Here is a 16,528-nt window from a genome sequence, read left to right on the forward strand (position 1 = left end):
ATTAGTTTCGCAAAATGTCCGAAGGCTTTTTACAAAAATGCTGCTGGAAGTATTTTGTAAAGCGACCAGGATTGTAAAAACCATATTCAAAAGCAATTTCCGTAATCGTTTTGTTGCTCTCCATCAACTCCATACGAGCCGCTTCAAGTCTAGCAGTTCGCAAGAATTGACTGGGAGAAACACCGTAATGACGAGCAAAGGCAATTTGCAAAGAACGACTGCTACAGTTCATGGCGATCGCAATTTGGGCAATCGTGAGCTCTTTTTTCATATTCGCCCGGATGTATTCAGCCGCCTCCCGCACGCGGGCGATCGAAATTTCGGATACTTTGCTCGTCGAGGGATCTAAATTACCGTAAGAGGAACCTTGGACTAAGGTTGAGAAAATAGCGATTTCTAGATTTTCAATGACCAGTGGATGTCCGTTAGTGTCAATTAAATTCCACAGCGTCATGACCATTTGATATAGCGATCGACCATAAACAGTAGTACGATCGACAACTGGCATCAACTTAGGACGATCGATCGGCTTGTCAAGATACTTGCTCAGTTCAGTTAAAAATCGAGCTTCATCTATATAAATTGATATTGCGCTGTATTTGGCTGAGTGCTGAATACGGATGAGTTCGCCTCCCGGCTGACTTATCCCCAAATGTCGATCGTTCACGAGGAATTCATTAGACCCAACTTTGAATAAATGATCGCCGTCAAAAAATGTGAAAACTATCTTTCCAGGAAAAGTATATCCGGCGGTATATGTACTCCCAGCTTCCCAAACAACATTCAGGAGCTCGAAGTTCTTTAACTTTGCCAGTCGCCATTGAATTTTGTAATCTTTTGAATGAGAGATGTGTTTAGTAATAGTCGGTAGTTGCTTAATATATATCTCTGGATCGTTAATTTCAATATTCAAATCCCAAGGCATAAGAAAATCCTCCTCCTTTCCTAAAAAACTCTCTCATTCCTCTCCTCTCTGCGCCCTCTGCGGTAAAATCCTCTTATAGCAACCGTCACATCGGTTAGGACATAAATAACCTCATGAAGAAAGTCATTACCCGTCACTTCACAAACGGTTTGATTCCCGTACCAGGTAACTGTCAACTGTCAACTCTCAACTGTCAACTGCTATATTTATTTAACCTCCTTATAATCCATTCCATAACTTGTATCCCTCCCTGACAAATACGTCGTTTTCCCCGTTAAAGTCTCCAGAGTTTGTTTCGTTTCAGCCGAAGTAATCGAATTCAGCGGCACGCCGAACTTGCTAGCCAAACCAGCGGCCACGCCCACACCTTGTCCTTGATAAATATTCACCGTCGCTATTCGCCCGACGGATACGGCCATACCGACATAACCGGACGATCGCCCGACAATTGCTAAATTCTTGACTTTGCTAGCCAAAGCGCTTTCTATGCCGAAATTATACACTGGCAGCGGCGGAATTCTCGCAGATAAATTCTTGACTCCGCCCCGCATATCGAAATCGTAGGAAAAACTGCCGATCGACTTTTCGGGTGCAGTTCCCCCTTTGATAATCTCCTTCCCCGTCAGCGGATCTACCACATCGCGAACGTTCAAAGTTTGCCTGATATAAATCTCGTCTGGAAGAAATACTCTCACATCTTTACCGGACTTCTTTTGTAACCAGTGTTGGAGATGTGACATTTCTTTAATCATCTCAGGAGTGGGTTTTCTGCCGTTAGCTTCCATCTTCATGATTTGGTCAACTTGGTATTTAAACAGAAACCCGTTCCAGGACAGCACATTTTTGTTATAAACGCAGACATTGCCTTTATCAAAAAAGAATCCTTTATTTTGACTAAAGGGCAGATTTCTATCTATGTGATACGCTGCACCTATGGCTACGCTTCTGATGTCGTAGCCGTCTGTATATGGCTGATAAATCGTACTCCAAAAATTCCTCATCCAGAATTTTGTACTAGCCGGATCTTTAGATTTTGTAATGCTTTCTTTAATCTTTTTTACCAAAGACCGATTGTATAAAATTTCATCTTCTATGCTGCGGAATTCGGACATCGTTATACCTGTAATTCTCGGAACTATAGAGACCGCTAAAGTTTCATTTTTTGATTTTATATTTTGAGATTCATATCCTGTATAATAAGATAATCCGGCTTTTCTGGCTAATTCGGCATCTTGAGTTACGTCAATAAAAGAATTGGCTTTAATTATTAGATTGCTGCCTTTTACTTCGGCATATTCGATTTTTTGATCTACGACGTGGGGAGTAAGAGTTGAGTTGGAAATAACTTTGACTTTTGCTGCTGAAAGCATTTCCCTGAGAGCTCGATCTGCCTTTTTTGGGTCTAAGCAAGATTCGGGCGCATTCGCTTTATCTAAGAATTCCTTAAAACATTGGGCGTAGGGTTGGCGATACCAACCGGGGATTTTATCTAAATCGATGTAAGCTAAACCGCCGCGGGTGAGTAAGCCGCCCAAAGGATCTCTTCCGTAGTTCGATCGCACGATCGCAACTTTGCCCTTTGCGCCTAAAGTTTTCTTCGCCCATATCGCGGCACATATCCCCGGTACTTCATCACCATATACTACTACATCGAATGTTTGCTCCGGTGATTTTTTGGGAACTACCGGAGGCGGGCTGCTGGGTTTTTGCTGCAGAGTTCCATTGTCTAAGGTAGCACTTGCAGGGTCTCTATTTGCGATATAATTTTCGATTTCTCTGAAAGGCGGATAATTAAGTAAAAGTTTTAGGGCGGCAAAGATGATTGCAATTGAAGCTAGTTTCTTAAAAGTAGAGAGCATTCAGTTGACTCGTTTATAAATTTGCATTACCTGAAAGCGTAATTCAGGGTTTACGGAGTTGAATATAGCACGTTTAGATAGTTTCGACACAAGTTTAAATTTTCCGGGAACTGTTGTTAGCGGTTTTGCCAGTGTTACTGGTTTGGCAGGGCATTTGATGTGGGTAAGGATGGTGGGTGCGATCGCATCTCAGATATCTGGTGTCGGGAAGGGCGATCGGCTACAATAAGTTAATCAATTAGGACTAAGGCAAAAAAACTCGTTTCTCCGAAAAATCGTGGATTGATCCCAGAGATATTGACGCAGAAACCGGGTTTTTGACCCCTAGTGCGTAAGTCCTGTCAATATTATTGAAAGGAAGAACAAGACAATAATTAAGGGTTAGCACAGATAGATAGTTTTAAAAATTGCTTTTTGACGTTTTTAACTTTAAAATTATAGGTGCTTGTAGAGGCTGAAATTCGAGCGTGTTAAATAAAAAGAGGACATTGATGAAAGAAGTAGTTTTGAATACATTAATTTTATTTAGTTTTTCTAACAGTAAATATGAATAACACCTATATTATTACCTGGTCTGAGATAAAAGATATCATGGAATCTATGATAGATGATTTTCTGGATTTCCCTGAAGTATTTTATGGATTTATTCCTGAATATAAATGGGGATTAATTGATGAATATACCGAAGAACGGGCAAAGTTTAAAGTTTTAGAATGGCTGGAGAATGCGTGGAAAGCATTGGTAAAATCAGGAATTGTTATTAATTATCGCACTCAAATTGAATACTTTCAGGCATCACTTTACTGTATAGTTCTTTTTTCTTTATACGCTGAGTATAGCGGCTTAGGCATGGTTGGTTATGAAAATTTTTTGGATGTTGCGGATTTGTTGGAAATCAATATTTGTAATTTAAAAGAAATAATAGATGAAAATTATGGAAATAAAAATCCTGCCGATAAAAAATATGAGTATGATTTGGACAGAGAAATTCTCGACTTAATGAACAATATGCGTCGAGATGTAGTAGGAATCCTCATACAAAATTTTGGCAGTAGATTAAAGTTATCTGAATCTATCCAAAAAAGTCTTCAAAGTATTCAGCCCGACTACGATTTATGTGAGGAAGATGACACATTTGACCGGGCTGAGACTGAAGCTATAAATGAGCTAATAGAAATAGATAGGATTACTGAAAGATGGGAAGAAATAGAAGGTGATGAGGTTAGACAAGCTGCTCTCAAATTAGCTCATTACTTTCAATGTGAAATTATCGATCTAGAAGAAGAGATAAAACCTATGATTAATCAGGGCGACCTGGATTTTCAAACAAATAGATTTAGAAATCTGAAATATGATACCCTATCTCCTAAATACCTGTTCTCACTGTATACTTTTAAATTGATCGGACTGTGGGAAGATAAACGTAAATTATCGCTTTCTCCACTTTATACAAATTACGCTAAATTAGTTGAATATGTAGAAGAACCATTTAATAGGCTTTGCTATTTAGTGTCGGCTAAACTACCATCACAGCTTTCTGCCCTGCCGGGAGATGCAAAATGGAATGAAGGTGAATTAGAGAAGGAATTTAGCCCTTTTAAACTTTGCTATATCCGCCTCAATCGTAATTATATTACCTTTGGCTATTCCCAACAAATCTATCATTCAATTTTTCTTAATGTTTTGCAAACCAAAGCTGATGAACTGGAAAAAATTATTAAAAGCAAAAATAAGTATGATATGCTAGATGTGTCAAACAATGAGGTTTTCATTACAAAAAATGAATTAATTAATCTATCTACCAGTCAGTTAAGCCATCAAATATCACAATTTTTTCTCAATCACATAGATCTGATTTTGCTGGCAACTTTAGATGATAAAAAGACAGCTATTAATGACCAATTGTATTCCTTAGTCAATGAATCTAAGCTAAATCCCAAATATACTCTATCCAAGTGTGCCGAAGAAACTGGCTTTGACGAAACAGAACTAAACCGCTATATACGCGCCATCCACCGCAAAGGTCAAACCATCATCCAAGGCCCACCCGGAACCGGAAAAACCTTTATAGCCGAAAAACTAGCCAAACATTTAATCGGTGACGGCGGCGGTAATGGTTTCTCAGACATTATCCAATTTCATCCCACCTACACATACGAAGACTTTATAGAAGGCCTCCGCCCAACAACTCAAAACGAACAATTAACCTACTCAATAGTTCCCGGTAAATTCCTAGAATTCTGCGAAAAAGCCAAAGCCTATAAAGACCATTGCGTTCTCATTATTGATGAAATTAATCGCGCCAATCTCTCTCAAGTCTTTGGCGAGTTAATGTATCTTCTAGATGACCGACAAGACACAAAACGCTCTATTATACTAGCCAGCGGTACACCCTTTAAGATTCCTACAAATGTCCGCATTATCGGCACAATGAACACAGCAGACCGTTCTATTGCCTTAGTTGATAATGCACTCCGCCGCCGCTTCGCATTCCTCCCCGTCTATCCAAACTATGAAGTGCTGCGAGAGTATCACCAGAGAGAGAAAACAGGTTTCCCAGTTGATAAATTAATTGGGATTCTCAAAAAAGTAAATTTGGCAATTAACAACAAACACTATGAACTAGGCATCTCCTTCTTTTTGACAAAAACCTTAGCTGAAGATATCCAAGATATTTGGCAAATGGAAATAGAGCCATACCTCGAAGAATACTTCTTTGATAACCTGGAAAAAATGGATGAGTTTCTCTGGGATAAAATAAAAGATAAATTCAGCAATTGATAATCTAACGCTACCATTATTACCACAAACACGGCGTTACAGCATCTATGAAACGAGAATCACCTCAAATCATCGAACTCACAGAATATAAATCCGAAAGGTTTGAACACGATTTTATCCCCAAATCAGTCGCACAAAAAATATACCAGAATTATGACAAGGAAATCGATATAGAATTTCCAACGCCTAAAACAAAAGATAAATGGGAATTAAAATCTAAAGGCAGAGTGGGCAACATTCCCATCACTCCAGAATTTCACATCGCCATCCGCCCCAAGGTTTCCATAAACAACTTATTCGGAATGCTTGAGTATGCCTACAAACTTAAGATAAAATTTCCCCAAGGATCGATTCAGTGCAAATTTTTAGAACAAAGTTACGAGAGATTAGCTAACATTCTTGCCCAAAAAATTCTAGAACGCTGTCGCAAAGGATTATATCGCGATTACTTATCCAAAACAGAAAGACTCGCCTACATTCGCGGCCGCGTCGATTTGCGGTCAGCCCTGCAAAAACCTTGGGATGTTAAACTAAAATGCCACTATAACGAACAAACAGGCGATATCGAAGACAATCAAATTCTGGCTTGGACACTTTTCATCATTGGCCGCAGCGGTTTGTGCCGTGAACCTGTTTCATCGACTGTGCGAAAAGCCTTTCACGCACTCCAAGGATTGGTTACATTAAAACCTTTTAAATCAGAAGCTTGTATTGATAGAAATTATCACCGTTTGAATGAAGATTATCAACTTTTACACGCCTTATGTCGATTCTTTTTAGATAATACAGGGCCGAGTCACGAAACAGGCGATCGCGAAATGCTCCCTTTTCTCATAGACATGGCTAATTTATATGAACAATTTGTCGCTGAATGGCTCAAAGCAAATACACCAAAAGGCTTTTTTGTCAAACAACAACACCGAGTCATACATGACCAAAACTATTTCGATCGGATTGACTTACTGCTGTGCGATAGTGAAACAAAAAAAGTCCAATACGTTCTCGATACAAAATACAAAGCTCCCGATAAAGTAGGCAGTAATGACCGTCATCAAATAGTGGCTTACGCAAATGCCTTAAATTGCCAAAATGCAATTCTCGTCTACCCGCAAAACCTCCAACAGCCACTAGATATAAAAAATGACGATATCCGAGTTCGCAGTCTAACTTTTTCCCTAGATAGCGACCTCAATGAAGGCGGAAAAACATTCTTAACCTCTCTACTTCCCAACACCTTCCCCTAACTCTACTCTGCGCCCTCTGCGGTTCATTTCTCCACAAAAAAAGAGGCGCAATTGCGCCTCCCAAATCTTTCATGTCTGCGTTCTAAACACTAACAGCCACTTTCGCTTCTTTTGCAGTCAACTTCTCGTAAGTCGCCCGCATCTTCAATCCGACTAACACTTGGAACAAACCAGTTCCATTGTTGGAACCAGGATATTCGCGGTGCTGGAGTAACAGGTGAGTTAACTCGCCTTCATACTTCGCAGAAGTCTTGCTCAAATGGCTTTCGATGTAAATAACTTCTTCGAGATTCTCGAATTGACCATCTACTTCTAAAATCGAGACTTCGTGACCGTAGAAAGCATCGGGCCCGTAGTACATCTTAATTCCGGGATAGGAACAAGTCAGCTTGCGGCCGCAAGGAACCCAGTTAATTGTTGAACCTTCGTCAAACAAATACGCAGGCTCAAAATTGGCGACGCCTTCGCGCTGGATCATCTGCACGCGCAGAACTTTCCGCTCTTTGTCATCTTTGATCAAGTTGGTCGGCAACACTTGAATTACCACATCAGCATATTGCTTTTGCGGGTCGATGTAGGCGGTAAAATCAGGTTTGCGAGCATTGATCGCAAACAGCACGTCTTCGTAACGGTGGCCCCGTTCCGCCATGTCGCGCTGGATTTTCCAAGCAATTTTTACCTCGTCGCTGATGTCGAGGTAGACGCTGAAGTCGAGGAGCGATCGAACTCTCTCGTCGTACAGCGGGTGCAGTCCCTCAATTACGATCACGTGATTCGGCTCTACCCGCTCAGGAGGGTCGAGCAGACCGGTTTCGTGGTTGTAAATCGGCTTGTCGATCGCATGACCTTCTTTGAGAGCCTTCATTTGCTCTGCCATCAGGTCAAAATTGTTCGCTCTGGGGTCAAGGGCTGTAATCCCTGTTTCCTTGCGCTGCTTGCGATCGAGACAATGATAGTCATCAAGGCAGATTACAGTAACGAAATCTTCCCCGAACAAATCTGTCAATCGGCGTAAAAAAGTAGATTTTCCGCATCCGGAATCTCCGGCAACGCCAATTAAAACCACGCGATCCGGCTTACTGGTCATAGTTTCCCTCTAACAAAATCACTGTTTACTAACTAACTCAAGTCTAGATTCCACAAAATTTCAGCCCGCAGGTAGTGGCAAGCAGGCTTTGTGCTGCTGTGCTACCCCGAGAGGATCGAGTTCTCACCAGCATACAGCAGTGAGTTGACTGCCTGCCCGGGCAGACCCAAGCAATCTTCAAGGCAAGTAATTAATACTAACTTTAGTGGTTAATCTTACCAGAATGCGTCTGCCCCCTACAAGCTCAACCTCATTAAACTGCTCGAATCTTCCTTGATCTGGTGGGGCGCTCCCCAAATCACAATGACTTATCGGGGCAGATCCCCCGATCGGGTAAAATATTGGCAGTACGCAGACAACAATAGCTATAGGTCAACAGCCGAACGCAATAGGGCTCGGTGAGCGCGGCGTTCGGCTAGTAGGGATTTGATAACGCGAGCGATCGCAACTTCAACACTCCTGCCGGCGTGGCGAGGCCCAAAAATTGGCGCGGCCAATTAGTCCCGATGGCCTTAAGAAAAAAGTAAATTGAGTCTAACGTCACATTCTCTTTCTTTATAACTCTGTATCGTGAAGGACAAGCAACAAATGTACAGCCCAAGCATATCTGGTGTGGCGGCCAACTCAGAATCAGGCAGCCGCATCTTTGTTTACGAAGTGGAGGGTATGCGTCAGAGCCAAGCAACTGACCAAATAAGTAACCCGATTCGCCGTAGCGGTAGCGTATTTATCTCCGTGCCCTACGATCGCATGAATCAGGAAATGCGTAGAATTGCTCGGATGGGTGGCAAAATTATCAGCATCCGCCCCTCAAACAGCGCTCCCGAAACAAATGGCAAAGTCGCACCAGAAGCAGGGCTACAGAGTCAGAAATCTGGAGAAAAAACTAAGCCCATGACTCAAGCCAAGGAAAAAGTTCAGGTTCCTGTTAACCTCTACAAACCGGCCAATCCCTATATTGGTAAGTGCATTTCTACAGAAGAATTAGTCAGAGAAGGTGGCGAAGGCACAGTCCGCCACGTCACTTTTGACATTTCTGGAGGCAATTTGCACTATCTCGAAGGTCAAAGTATCGGGATTATTCCCGATGGCACGGATAAAAACGGCAAACCTCACAAAATTCGACTTTATTCGATCGCCTCCACCCGTCACGGCGACCACCTCGACGACAAAACAGTCTCTCTGTGCGTCCGCCGCCTAGAGTACAAACACCCGGAAACTGGCGAACAAGTGTTCGGTGTTTGTTCGACTTTTCTCACCGGTTTGCAACCTGGAGATGATGTCAAAATCACCGGCCCCGTAGGCAAGGAAATGCTCTTGCCCGACGACGAAGAAGCCACCATTATTATGATGGGTACCGGTACGGGGATTGCTCCTTTCCGGGCTTATTTGTGGCGGATGTTTAAAGAAAACAATCCCGATTACAAATTCAAAGGTTTAGCTTGGCTGTTCTTGGGAGTTGCTTACACTCCTAACATTCTCTATAAAGAAGAGTTGGAGCAATTACAGCGCGAGTTCCCCGATAATTTCCGCTTGACTTATGCCATCAGCCGCGAGCAAAAGAATGCTGACGGCGGCAAGATGTACATTCAAAACCGGATTCAAGAGAACGCTGAGCAATTGTGGGAATTAGTTCAAAAGCCGAATACTCACACTTATATCTGCGGTTTGAAGGGTATGGAAGGCGGAATTGATGAAGGAATGTCTGCGGCGTCTGGCAAGCACGGTGTTGACTGGGCTGGCTATCAGAAACAGTTGAAGAAAGAACACCGTTGGCACGTTGAAACTTATTAATGTGTTACCTGATTTAATCTGATTTGTAGGGTGGGCTGGGCTCGCCCTACAATTGTTTTAAACAGTTTTTATTTTTGAGAAGCTTGAACAACCCACAAAAAGTGTACAATATACAGTAAGCTCACCGAAAAAGGGAGATAACTGACATGGTTATAACTTCTACCCAAAAACTCACCTTTGAAGAATATCTGAACTATCAGGGAGAATCAGGTGTTTGTTATGAATTATATCGGGGCAATCTGATCGAAATGCCAACACCTACAGCAATACATATCAAAATTTGTGAATTTTTAGTTTATCAGTTCCGGCGCTTCTTTGCAGCACACAACCTACCGCTAGTTGCAATTGTGACTACTGCAGTCCGAACTGAGGAAAACTCTTCTCGCATTCCTGATGTGGTGATTTGCACTCAGAGTCTGTGGGAACAAGTCTGCGCGCAGCCTGGTTCCGCAGTGCTAGATTTTGAAGAAAAACCGCTGTTAGTTATCGAAGTTACCAGTCAAAATTGGCGGGACGACTACATTCGCAAACGGGCAGAATATGACTTAATTGATATCCCTGAATATTGGATTGTAGACCCAAATCAACCGAAAATACGAGTATGCAGTCGCCCGGAAAATGAAGGCAGTTATTCTCATCAGGAATTTTTGCCGGGACAGCAAGTTCAGTCTGTACAGTTCGCTGAATTTATTTTATCGGTTAATGAAGTGCTATGTCCGCCCCTAGTTGAAGATTTAATTCGAGAAGAACAAGCACAGCTACAGCAACTAGGACAGCAAAATGAGCAACTAGAACAGCAAAATGAGCAACTAGAACAGCAAGTTAATGCCGAAAGGCAGCGGGCAGAAAGATTGGCGCAGCGGCTGCGAGAAATGGGGATAGAGATGGATACAGAACTTTAAATTGCCATGTAAAATCTGGATTAATTAGTCATGTAGATCCCGGACTTTTTTAAGAAGTCGGGTCTCTGGGTATTCAGTGAAGCCACGGTTATCATACAATGATTCTAGATGAAGTGAGTTTCAACGGGTCAAAGTCGTGGCTTTCAAAATTGGTTTGCTAGGTTTGGGTACAGTTGGCGCGGGAACAGCAGAGATTTTGCTCTCCCCAGATGGTCGCCATCCGCTGTTGCAGGAATTGGAAATTTATCGGGTGGGAGTGCGCGATATTTCTCGAACTCGGTCTTTACAATTGCCAGAAAATGTGCTGACAACTGACCTAGAAGCGATCGCAACTGACCCGGAAATTGATATTGTAGTAGAATTGATTGGCGGATTGGAACCGGCGCGATCGCTCATTTTACAGGCTATTGCCAGTGGCAAGCACGTCGTCACTGCCAACAAAGCAGTTATCGCCCGCTACGGGAATGAAATCTTCGAGGCCGCCAACAAAAAAGGCGTTTACGTAATGCTAGAAGCTGCTGTCGGCGGCGGCATTCCAGTCATTCAAACCCTCAAACAATCCTTAGTTGCAAACCGCATTAAAAGTGTCACCGGCATCGTCAACGGCACAACTAATTACATCCTGACGCGGATGCAAACAGAAGGCGCAGACTTTGCCGAAGTGCTCGCCGACGCTCAGCAATTAGGTTATGCTGAAGCTGACCCCACAGCAGATGTAGATGGATTAGATGCTGCCGATAAAATTGCTATTTTAGCCTCGCTAGCTTTTGGCGGACGCATCAAATTAGCTGATGTTCACTGCGAAGGTATCAGAAAAGTTAGTGCGGCTGATATTGACTACGCCGACAAGCTGGGATTTGTGATTAAATTGTTGGCTATTGCTCAAGAAACCTCCCACTACAATGGCAAGCAAGCGGAGGGAGAAAGCGAACTGCTGTCAATTCGAGTGCATCCTAGTTTTGTGCCGAAAACTCATCCGCTAGCCAATGTCAACGGGGTTTACAATGCAATTTTAGTCGAAGGAGAGCCGATCGGGCAATTGATGCTGTACGGGCGCGGCGCCGGTGCAGGCCCCACAGCTAGCGCCGTAGTATCCGACATCCTGAATGTCGCGGCCATCCTGAAAACCGAAACTGTTCCCATTCCTCATCCTTTGCTGAGTTGCAGTCACCAACACTACTGCAAAATTGCTCCGATGCAGGAACTTGTTACTCGCTTTTATGCCCGTTTTCTGACGCGCGATACTCCGGGGGTAATTGGCAAACTCGGCACTTGTTTCGGCAACCACAAAGTTAGTTTGGAATCAGTTGTGCAGACGGGAATTCACGGCGATTTAGCAGAAATTGTCGTCGTGACTCACGATGTTACGGAAGGTAATTTTCAACAAGCACTCGATGAAATTAGCGCGATGGAAGCAGTCGATAGTATTGCTAGCACGTTGCGAGTTTTGTAAAAGTGATTTGCTAGGGGCGGGTTGCACATAGAATATTTGCTAATAATTGAGAATCTATAAAACCCGCCCCAACCCAAGCATAAATCAGAATGTACCGGGTGCTTGTAGGGGCTGGTTTTACAAACAATAATTGCCTGAAACAAACAATCTCGAAAACCCGCCCGAACAGAACCATAAATCATCATGTACATTTTCCGATGCGATGCAAATTTCGGGTTGACGTAGGTTATCGGTGGTGGGGGGCGGGTTTATCTAGATTGTCGGTAATCGTTAGATATGGTTGGTGAACCCGCCCCGACCAAATCTGGGTAAAGGTATTTTGCAAAAATACCGGGTTTTCCCCCCACAAGCAGTTAAAAATGAGATTTGGGATGAAAATAACAAAATCAGATTTTGTCGATCGCCAAACGGGAAGGCACTTGCTAGATTCCCTGTATGAAAAGTTTGCCAAACCCCAACTGCACGATACTTTTAAACCCAATAACCCGTCTATTTACATTCGGCATGAAGAAGGGCAAGTTATTGATGGAAATTATATCATAAAACAAGTGTTTGAAGACTCTCGCACTGGTTTTTATGCTGAAAGTCGCGTTCCTATTTCTGGCAATAATCCGCCTGTGTTCGTGATTCGCGGATATGGTTCTTGGTATCCTTTCGAGCGCGTTTTGGAAGATACGCCAGATGTATTTATGGCACAACTAGAACGCCAGTTAAAATCGGCGCAAACAGTGGGTGCGATTGATTGGATCAAGCAGCAATTTTACAGGGGAAATCCGCCAGATGTCATCGGAGAAAGTTTGGGTGGCAAAGTTGCTCAGCAAATAGCAGCAAAATACCCGGATTATATTAGATCTACTGTAATTTTTAATTCTTTGGGCGTTTCGGAAAAGTTAGCTAAAACTTGCACGGCTAATAATGTTTTTCACTACTTTACTTTAGGCGAAAGGTATGCTTTCTGGGCAAATGAAGGCGATTACATACCGGGAACGATTTTTGTGATTTCCCACAAAGGCAACAACTGTTGTTATAAAATCGAAGAGGCGATCGTCCGAATGGCGCGTTTTGAAGGCAAGTTTCAGAAAAGACGAGCCCTGGTGGTAGTATTGGCTCAGTTGCTTTTGGTAAATAGACACAATGCGATCGTCCTCAACAAACGAAAGCCAGTAGTCGTTCAGATCGATCGCACTCAATTGCAAATTTTCCGAAAAAAGCGCTTTGTTTAAACTCAGACAGAATTGCTTCAGGCCGCAGATGGCTGATTTTCCCGCGCTGCGACTGCCAGAAGCAGACAAAGTGCTGCGATCGCTTTTTCCCATTCTTGCTTTACAGCGGTGGGTTGAACCTCATCAAAGGCGCTAACTAAACGAGGGATCGATCGTTCTAATGCCTGTCTGGGAATTGATTTGTGCAGTTCAACTAAACGAGTTAAACTTTCTTGATTCTTCAAAAAACCGACTACCCATTTCGTAGTATGATCGGGACTGTCAGGGACGTTTTTAATTCCGAGTTCTGTTTGCAACCAGTCGTAAAAAGGCGGCAGCTTTTGAGCTAAAACAGTTCCAGCAGTTGGCAAAGTTTCTTTGAGTAAAGCAGTATCGAGACTTCCCAATAATTGATTGAATTCCGGTGAATCTAGCAAGCTGGTTAATGGCAGTGAAAGCAGGGCTTCAGAAGCAGCAGGGGATACATTTAAAGTCCGCGAAAATGTTTGCAGCATTGGAAAGTCTCTGGTAGAGATGACTTTTTTAGCCTAACAATCACGCGAATCAATGAATATGAGCTACCTCATATTAGCAAAATTGTAAGATCTCGATCGCCAAACAAGCATCTAAATCTAGCTGTCTGCATCTGCGGTTAATAATTTGCCATTAAATATTCTACACAAATTCTCCCTTAGCAACCATCACCACCTTACCACCCACCAAAACTGCTATTTCCCCTTCATTTTGGGCTGCTTGTAATAACAGCAAAGAAGGTCGATCGATTTCATAACCCTGCTCAACTCTGACATCAATCTTTGCTTCCCCATAATAATCATGTTCTACCAAGTATCCCGCCAAACAGCCGTTAGCACTGCCAGTCGCCGGATCTTCTGGAATTCCTAATGAATGGGCAAAAACTCGCACGCTTAAATCATTAATGTCGCTGTTAGTTTCTGGGCAAAATATCAAAATTTCTTTTGCTTCCATTGGATCAACTAGCTCAAAATATTTATCTAAATTGACTTGAGCTTTTTTGAGCGAGGCGAGAGTTTTTAACGGGACAATTATAAACGGCACCCCCGTAGAAACTTCTTGAATTGGGAAGTTGGCATCAATTTCATCTGGTTCTAAATTCAGGACATTTGCCAGACTTGCGGCTGATAAAACTTGACCAAAACTAGGCTGGTTTTGTCGCATCCACAAAATATCTGCCGATTCATTGTGATAATTAAAAGTAACGGGAATTTGACCGACGGCTAGATTGAGAATTACTCGATCGACCTTTTGGCGAATAATCTCTTGCTGCAACACAAATGCAGTGCCCAAAGTCGGATGACCGGCAAAGGGCAATTCCTTCTTGGGCGTGAATATCCGCACGTCATAGCCGCCATCTCGCGGATCGGGCGATCGAATAAACGTAGTTTCTGAATAATTGATTTCCCTCGCTATCAGGAGCATTTGGGCCTCAGATAGTTCGGCAACTCCCGCACCGCAAAATACAGCTAGCTGGTTGCCAGCATACTTTGACTCCGCAAACACGTCAACTATATAAAAATTCATAATTATGCCTTTGGTAAAAGTCGATCGACAACTGATATTTTCTTGTTACCAGGCTCTGCCTGGTAACACAGATCCAGAGGCTCCGCCTCGCTACTTCAAACAGCGAATTGCTTCCAACATTCCCCTCGCTTTATTGAGCGTTTCTTCGTACTCCATATCCGGGTTAGAATCTGCCACCAAACCAGCACCTGCTTGCACAGAAACCGAATGTTTATCGCCACCTAAAGAACGAACAACCATAGTCCGAATTGCGATCGCACTATTCAACTGCCCCTCAAAATCATAATACCCATAAACCCCAGAATACGGCCCCCGGCGACAACCTTCCAACTCGTGCACAATCTCCATCGCCCGAATCTTCGGAGCACCGCTAACCGTACCCGCAGGAAAACCAGCTTTCAACAAATCCCAAGCTGTCTTATCCTGGGCCAATTCTCCCACCACATTGCTCACAATGTGCATGACGTGAGAATAACGCTCAATTTCCATTAATTCGTCAACTTTTACAGTACCGTTTCGGCAAACTCTTCCTAAATCGTTCCTGCCCAAATCAACTAACATGACGTGCTCCGCAATTTCTTTCGGATCTTGCAGCAATTCAGCAGCCAAAGCATCATCTTCTTGAGGAGTTTTACCCCGGCGGCGAGTGCCGGCAATCGGTCGCAAAGTTGCAATCTTCTTACCATCAGCAGTGTTTTCTGCCTTCACCATAATTTCGGGACTCGATCCGATAATCTGCCAATCTCTGAAATGAAAATAAGCCATGTACGGAGAAGGATTAATCAGACGCAAAGATCGGTAAAGTGCAAAAGAATCGCCGCTGTATTCAGCCTCTAGTCGCTGCGAAATAACTACTTGAAAAATATCTCCTGCTTTGATATAATCCTTAGCCTTTAAGACATTGGCACAATACTTTTCACGGGTAATATTGCTAGTGTAAGCCAATTCTGTATTTCCGGTTGTGGAACGGGCATCTTGCCCGTTATTGGGAGGTGTCCATTCTATTAGAGTAGATTGCCGGGAAAGCGGCGATTGCAGCTTCTGAACTAACTTGCCAACGCGATCGCACGCTTGCTGATAAGCCTCGGCCAAATCAACCCCAACCTCCCGCAAATCCGCATAGGCGACAGCCCAAATTTTCCGCTTCACCTGGTCGAAAATCAGCAAATTATCAACCTGCATCCACAACCCATCCGGCAAATCATTCTCGCTGGCTGGATACACTGGAACTCGCGGTTCTATCCACTTAATTAACTCGTAACCCCAAAAACCGAATAGCCCGCCAATTCCCGGCGGTAACTGCGGCAATTTCACCGGTTGATAAGACTCCAAACATTCAGTTAAAGCTACAAACGGATCGCCGGTAAATACTTTTTCGGAACCATCGCGGTAAACTTGAGTTGTGCGATCGCCCCTTGCCTCCAAAATCCACAACGGATCGCATCCTAAGAAACTATAACGCCCAAGTTTTTCCCCACCTTCCACCGACTCCAGCAGAAAACTGTAAGGTTGACCCGCACAAACCCGATACCACGCAGACACCGGCGTATCCAAATCAGCAACCCATTCTTGATACACGGGTACAAAATTGCCTTGTTTCGCCAGTTCCGAAAATTGTGAGAAATCGGGGAATATCATATATATCAGAAGGAAGAAGGAAGAAGGAAGAAGGAAGAAGGAAGAAGGAAGAAGGAAGAAGGAAGAAGGAAGAAGGAAGAAGG

Annotated in this window: 13 protein-coding genes; 7 read left to right on the top strand and 6 right to left on the bottom strand. The window is 43.2% G+C overall.

All coding sequences use genetic code 11. The features are described 5' to 3' along the window. Nucleotide 1: 1 nt before the first annotated feature. Entirely contained in the window at nt 2-925 is a 924-nt protein-coding gene (locus tag QUA43_RS19270) for a helix-turn-helix transcriptional regulator (RefSeq protein WP_333375914.1), read from the bottom strand. Between the two features lie 206 nt (nt 926-1,131). Continuing rightward, nucleotides 1,132-2,784, bottom strand: coding sequence for an FAD-dependent oxidoreductase (locus QUA43_RS19275; RefSeq protein WP_333375915.1), 1,653 nt, complete (start codon nt 2,782-2,784; stop codon nt 1,132-1,134). A gap of 58 nt (nt 2,785-2,842) precedes the next feature. Here QUA43_RS19275 and QUA43_RS19280 point away from each other — a divergent pair, with 58 nt between their 5' ends. The 3 genes from QUA43_RS19280 (at nt 2,843) to QUA43_RS19290 (ending at nt 6,809) form a co-directional block, all read left to right on the top strand. Continuing rightward, a complete protein-coding gene (locus QUA43_RS19280) occupies nt 2,843-3,013 on the top strand; it encodes a hypothetical protein (protein ID WP_333375916.1) in 171 nt (56 codons plus the stop codon). A 317-nt stretch (nt 3,014-3,330) separates the two neighbouring features. Beyond that, complete coding sequence (locus QUA43_RS19285) at nt 3,331-5,565, top strand: AAA family ATPase (protein WP_333375917.1); 2,235 nt, start codon at nt 3,331-3,333, stop codon at nt 5,563-5,565. 47 nt (nt 5,566-5,612) lie between these two features. Continuing rightward, a complete protein-coding gene (locus QUA43_RS19290) occupies nt 5,613-6,809 on the top strand; it encodes a 5-methylcytosine restriction system specificity protein McrC (protein ID WP_333375918.1) in 1,197 nt (398 codons plus the stop codon). Between the two features lie 82 nt (nt 6,810-6,891). Here QUA43_RS19290 and QUA43_RS19295 read toward each other — a convergent pair whose 3' ends face one another. Further along, on the bottom strand, nt 6,892-7,896 hold the full coding sequence (locus QUA43_RS19295) for a phosphoribulokinase (RefSeq protein WP_333375919.1): 1,005 nt from the start codon (nt 7,894-7,896) through the stop codon (nt 6,892-6,894). A 588-nt stretch (nt 7,897-8,484) separates the two neighbouring features. On the opposite strand from QUA43_RS19295, the gene petH reads away from it, so the two are divergent. From petH to QUA43_RS19315, 4 genes are all read left to right on the top strand, one after another. After that, nucleotides 8,485-9,690, top strand: a complete 1,206-nt coding sequence (gene petH, locus QUA43_RS19300) for a ferredoxin--NADP reductase (RefSeq protein WP_333375920.1) — start codon at nt 8,485-8,487, stop codon at nt 9,688-9,690. Nucleotides 9,691-9,836: 146 nt separating this feature from the next. Then, nucleotides 9,837-10,592 (top strand): Uma2 family endonuclease, encoded by a 756-nt coding sequence (locus QUA43_RS19305; protein ID WP_333375921.1) that lies wholly within the window; start codon nt 9,837-9,839, stop codon nt 10,590-10,592. Between the two features lie 136 nt (nt 10,593-10,728). Next, entirely contained in the window at nt 10,729-12,045 is a 1,317-nt protein-coding gene (locus QUA43_RS19310; protein WP_333375922.1) for a homoserine dehydrogenase, read from the top strand. Between the two features lie 371 nt (nt 12,046-12,416). Further along, nucleotides 12,417-13,268: a hypothetical protein gene (locus tag QUA43_RS19315; protein ID WP_333375923.1), complete on the top strand. Its 852-nt coding sequence runs from the start codon at nt 12,417-12,419 to the stop codon at nt 13,266-13,268. Between the two features lie 17 nt (nt 13,269-13,285). Here the strand turns inward: QUA43_RS19315 and QUA43_RS19320 are convergent, their stop codons facing one another. The 3 genes from QUA43_RS19320 to trpE form a co-directional block, all read right to left on the bottom strand. Beyond that, the gene (locus QUA43_RS19320; RefSeq protein ID WP_333375924.1) at nt 13,286-13,762 is read right to left on the bottom strand and encodes a hypothetical protein; all 477 of its coding nucleotides are present in this window, start codon (nt 13,760-13,762) and stop codon (nt 13,286-13,288) included. Between the two features lie 160 nt (nt 13,763-13,922). Next, nucleotides 13,923-14,807, bottom strand: a complete 885-nt coding sequence (locus tag QUA43_RS19325) for a PhzF family phenazine biosynthesis protein (protein ID WP_333375925.1) — start codon at nt 14,805-14,807, stop codon at nt 13,923-13,925. Nucleotides 14,808-14,897: 90 nt separating this feature from the next. Continuing rightward, complete coding sequence (trpE, locus tag QUA43_RS19330; RefSeq protein WP_333375926.1) at nt 14,898-16,445, bottom strand: anthranilate synthase component I; 1,548 nt, start codon at nt 16,443-16,445, stop codon at nt 14,898-14,900. Nucleotides 16,446-16,528: the final 83 nt, after the last annotated feature.

The sequence above is a fragment of the Microcoleus sp. N9_B4 genome, assembly GCF_036701635.1.
Taxonomy (GTDB): Bacteria; Cyanobacteriota; Cyanobacteriia; order Cyanobacteriales; family Microcoleaceae; genus Microcoleus.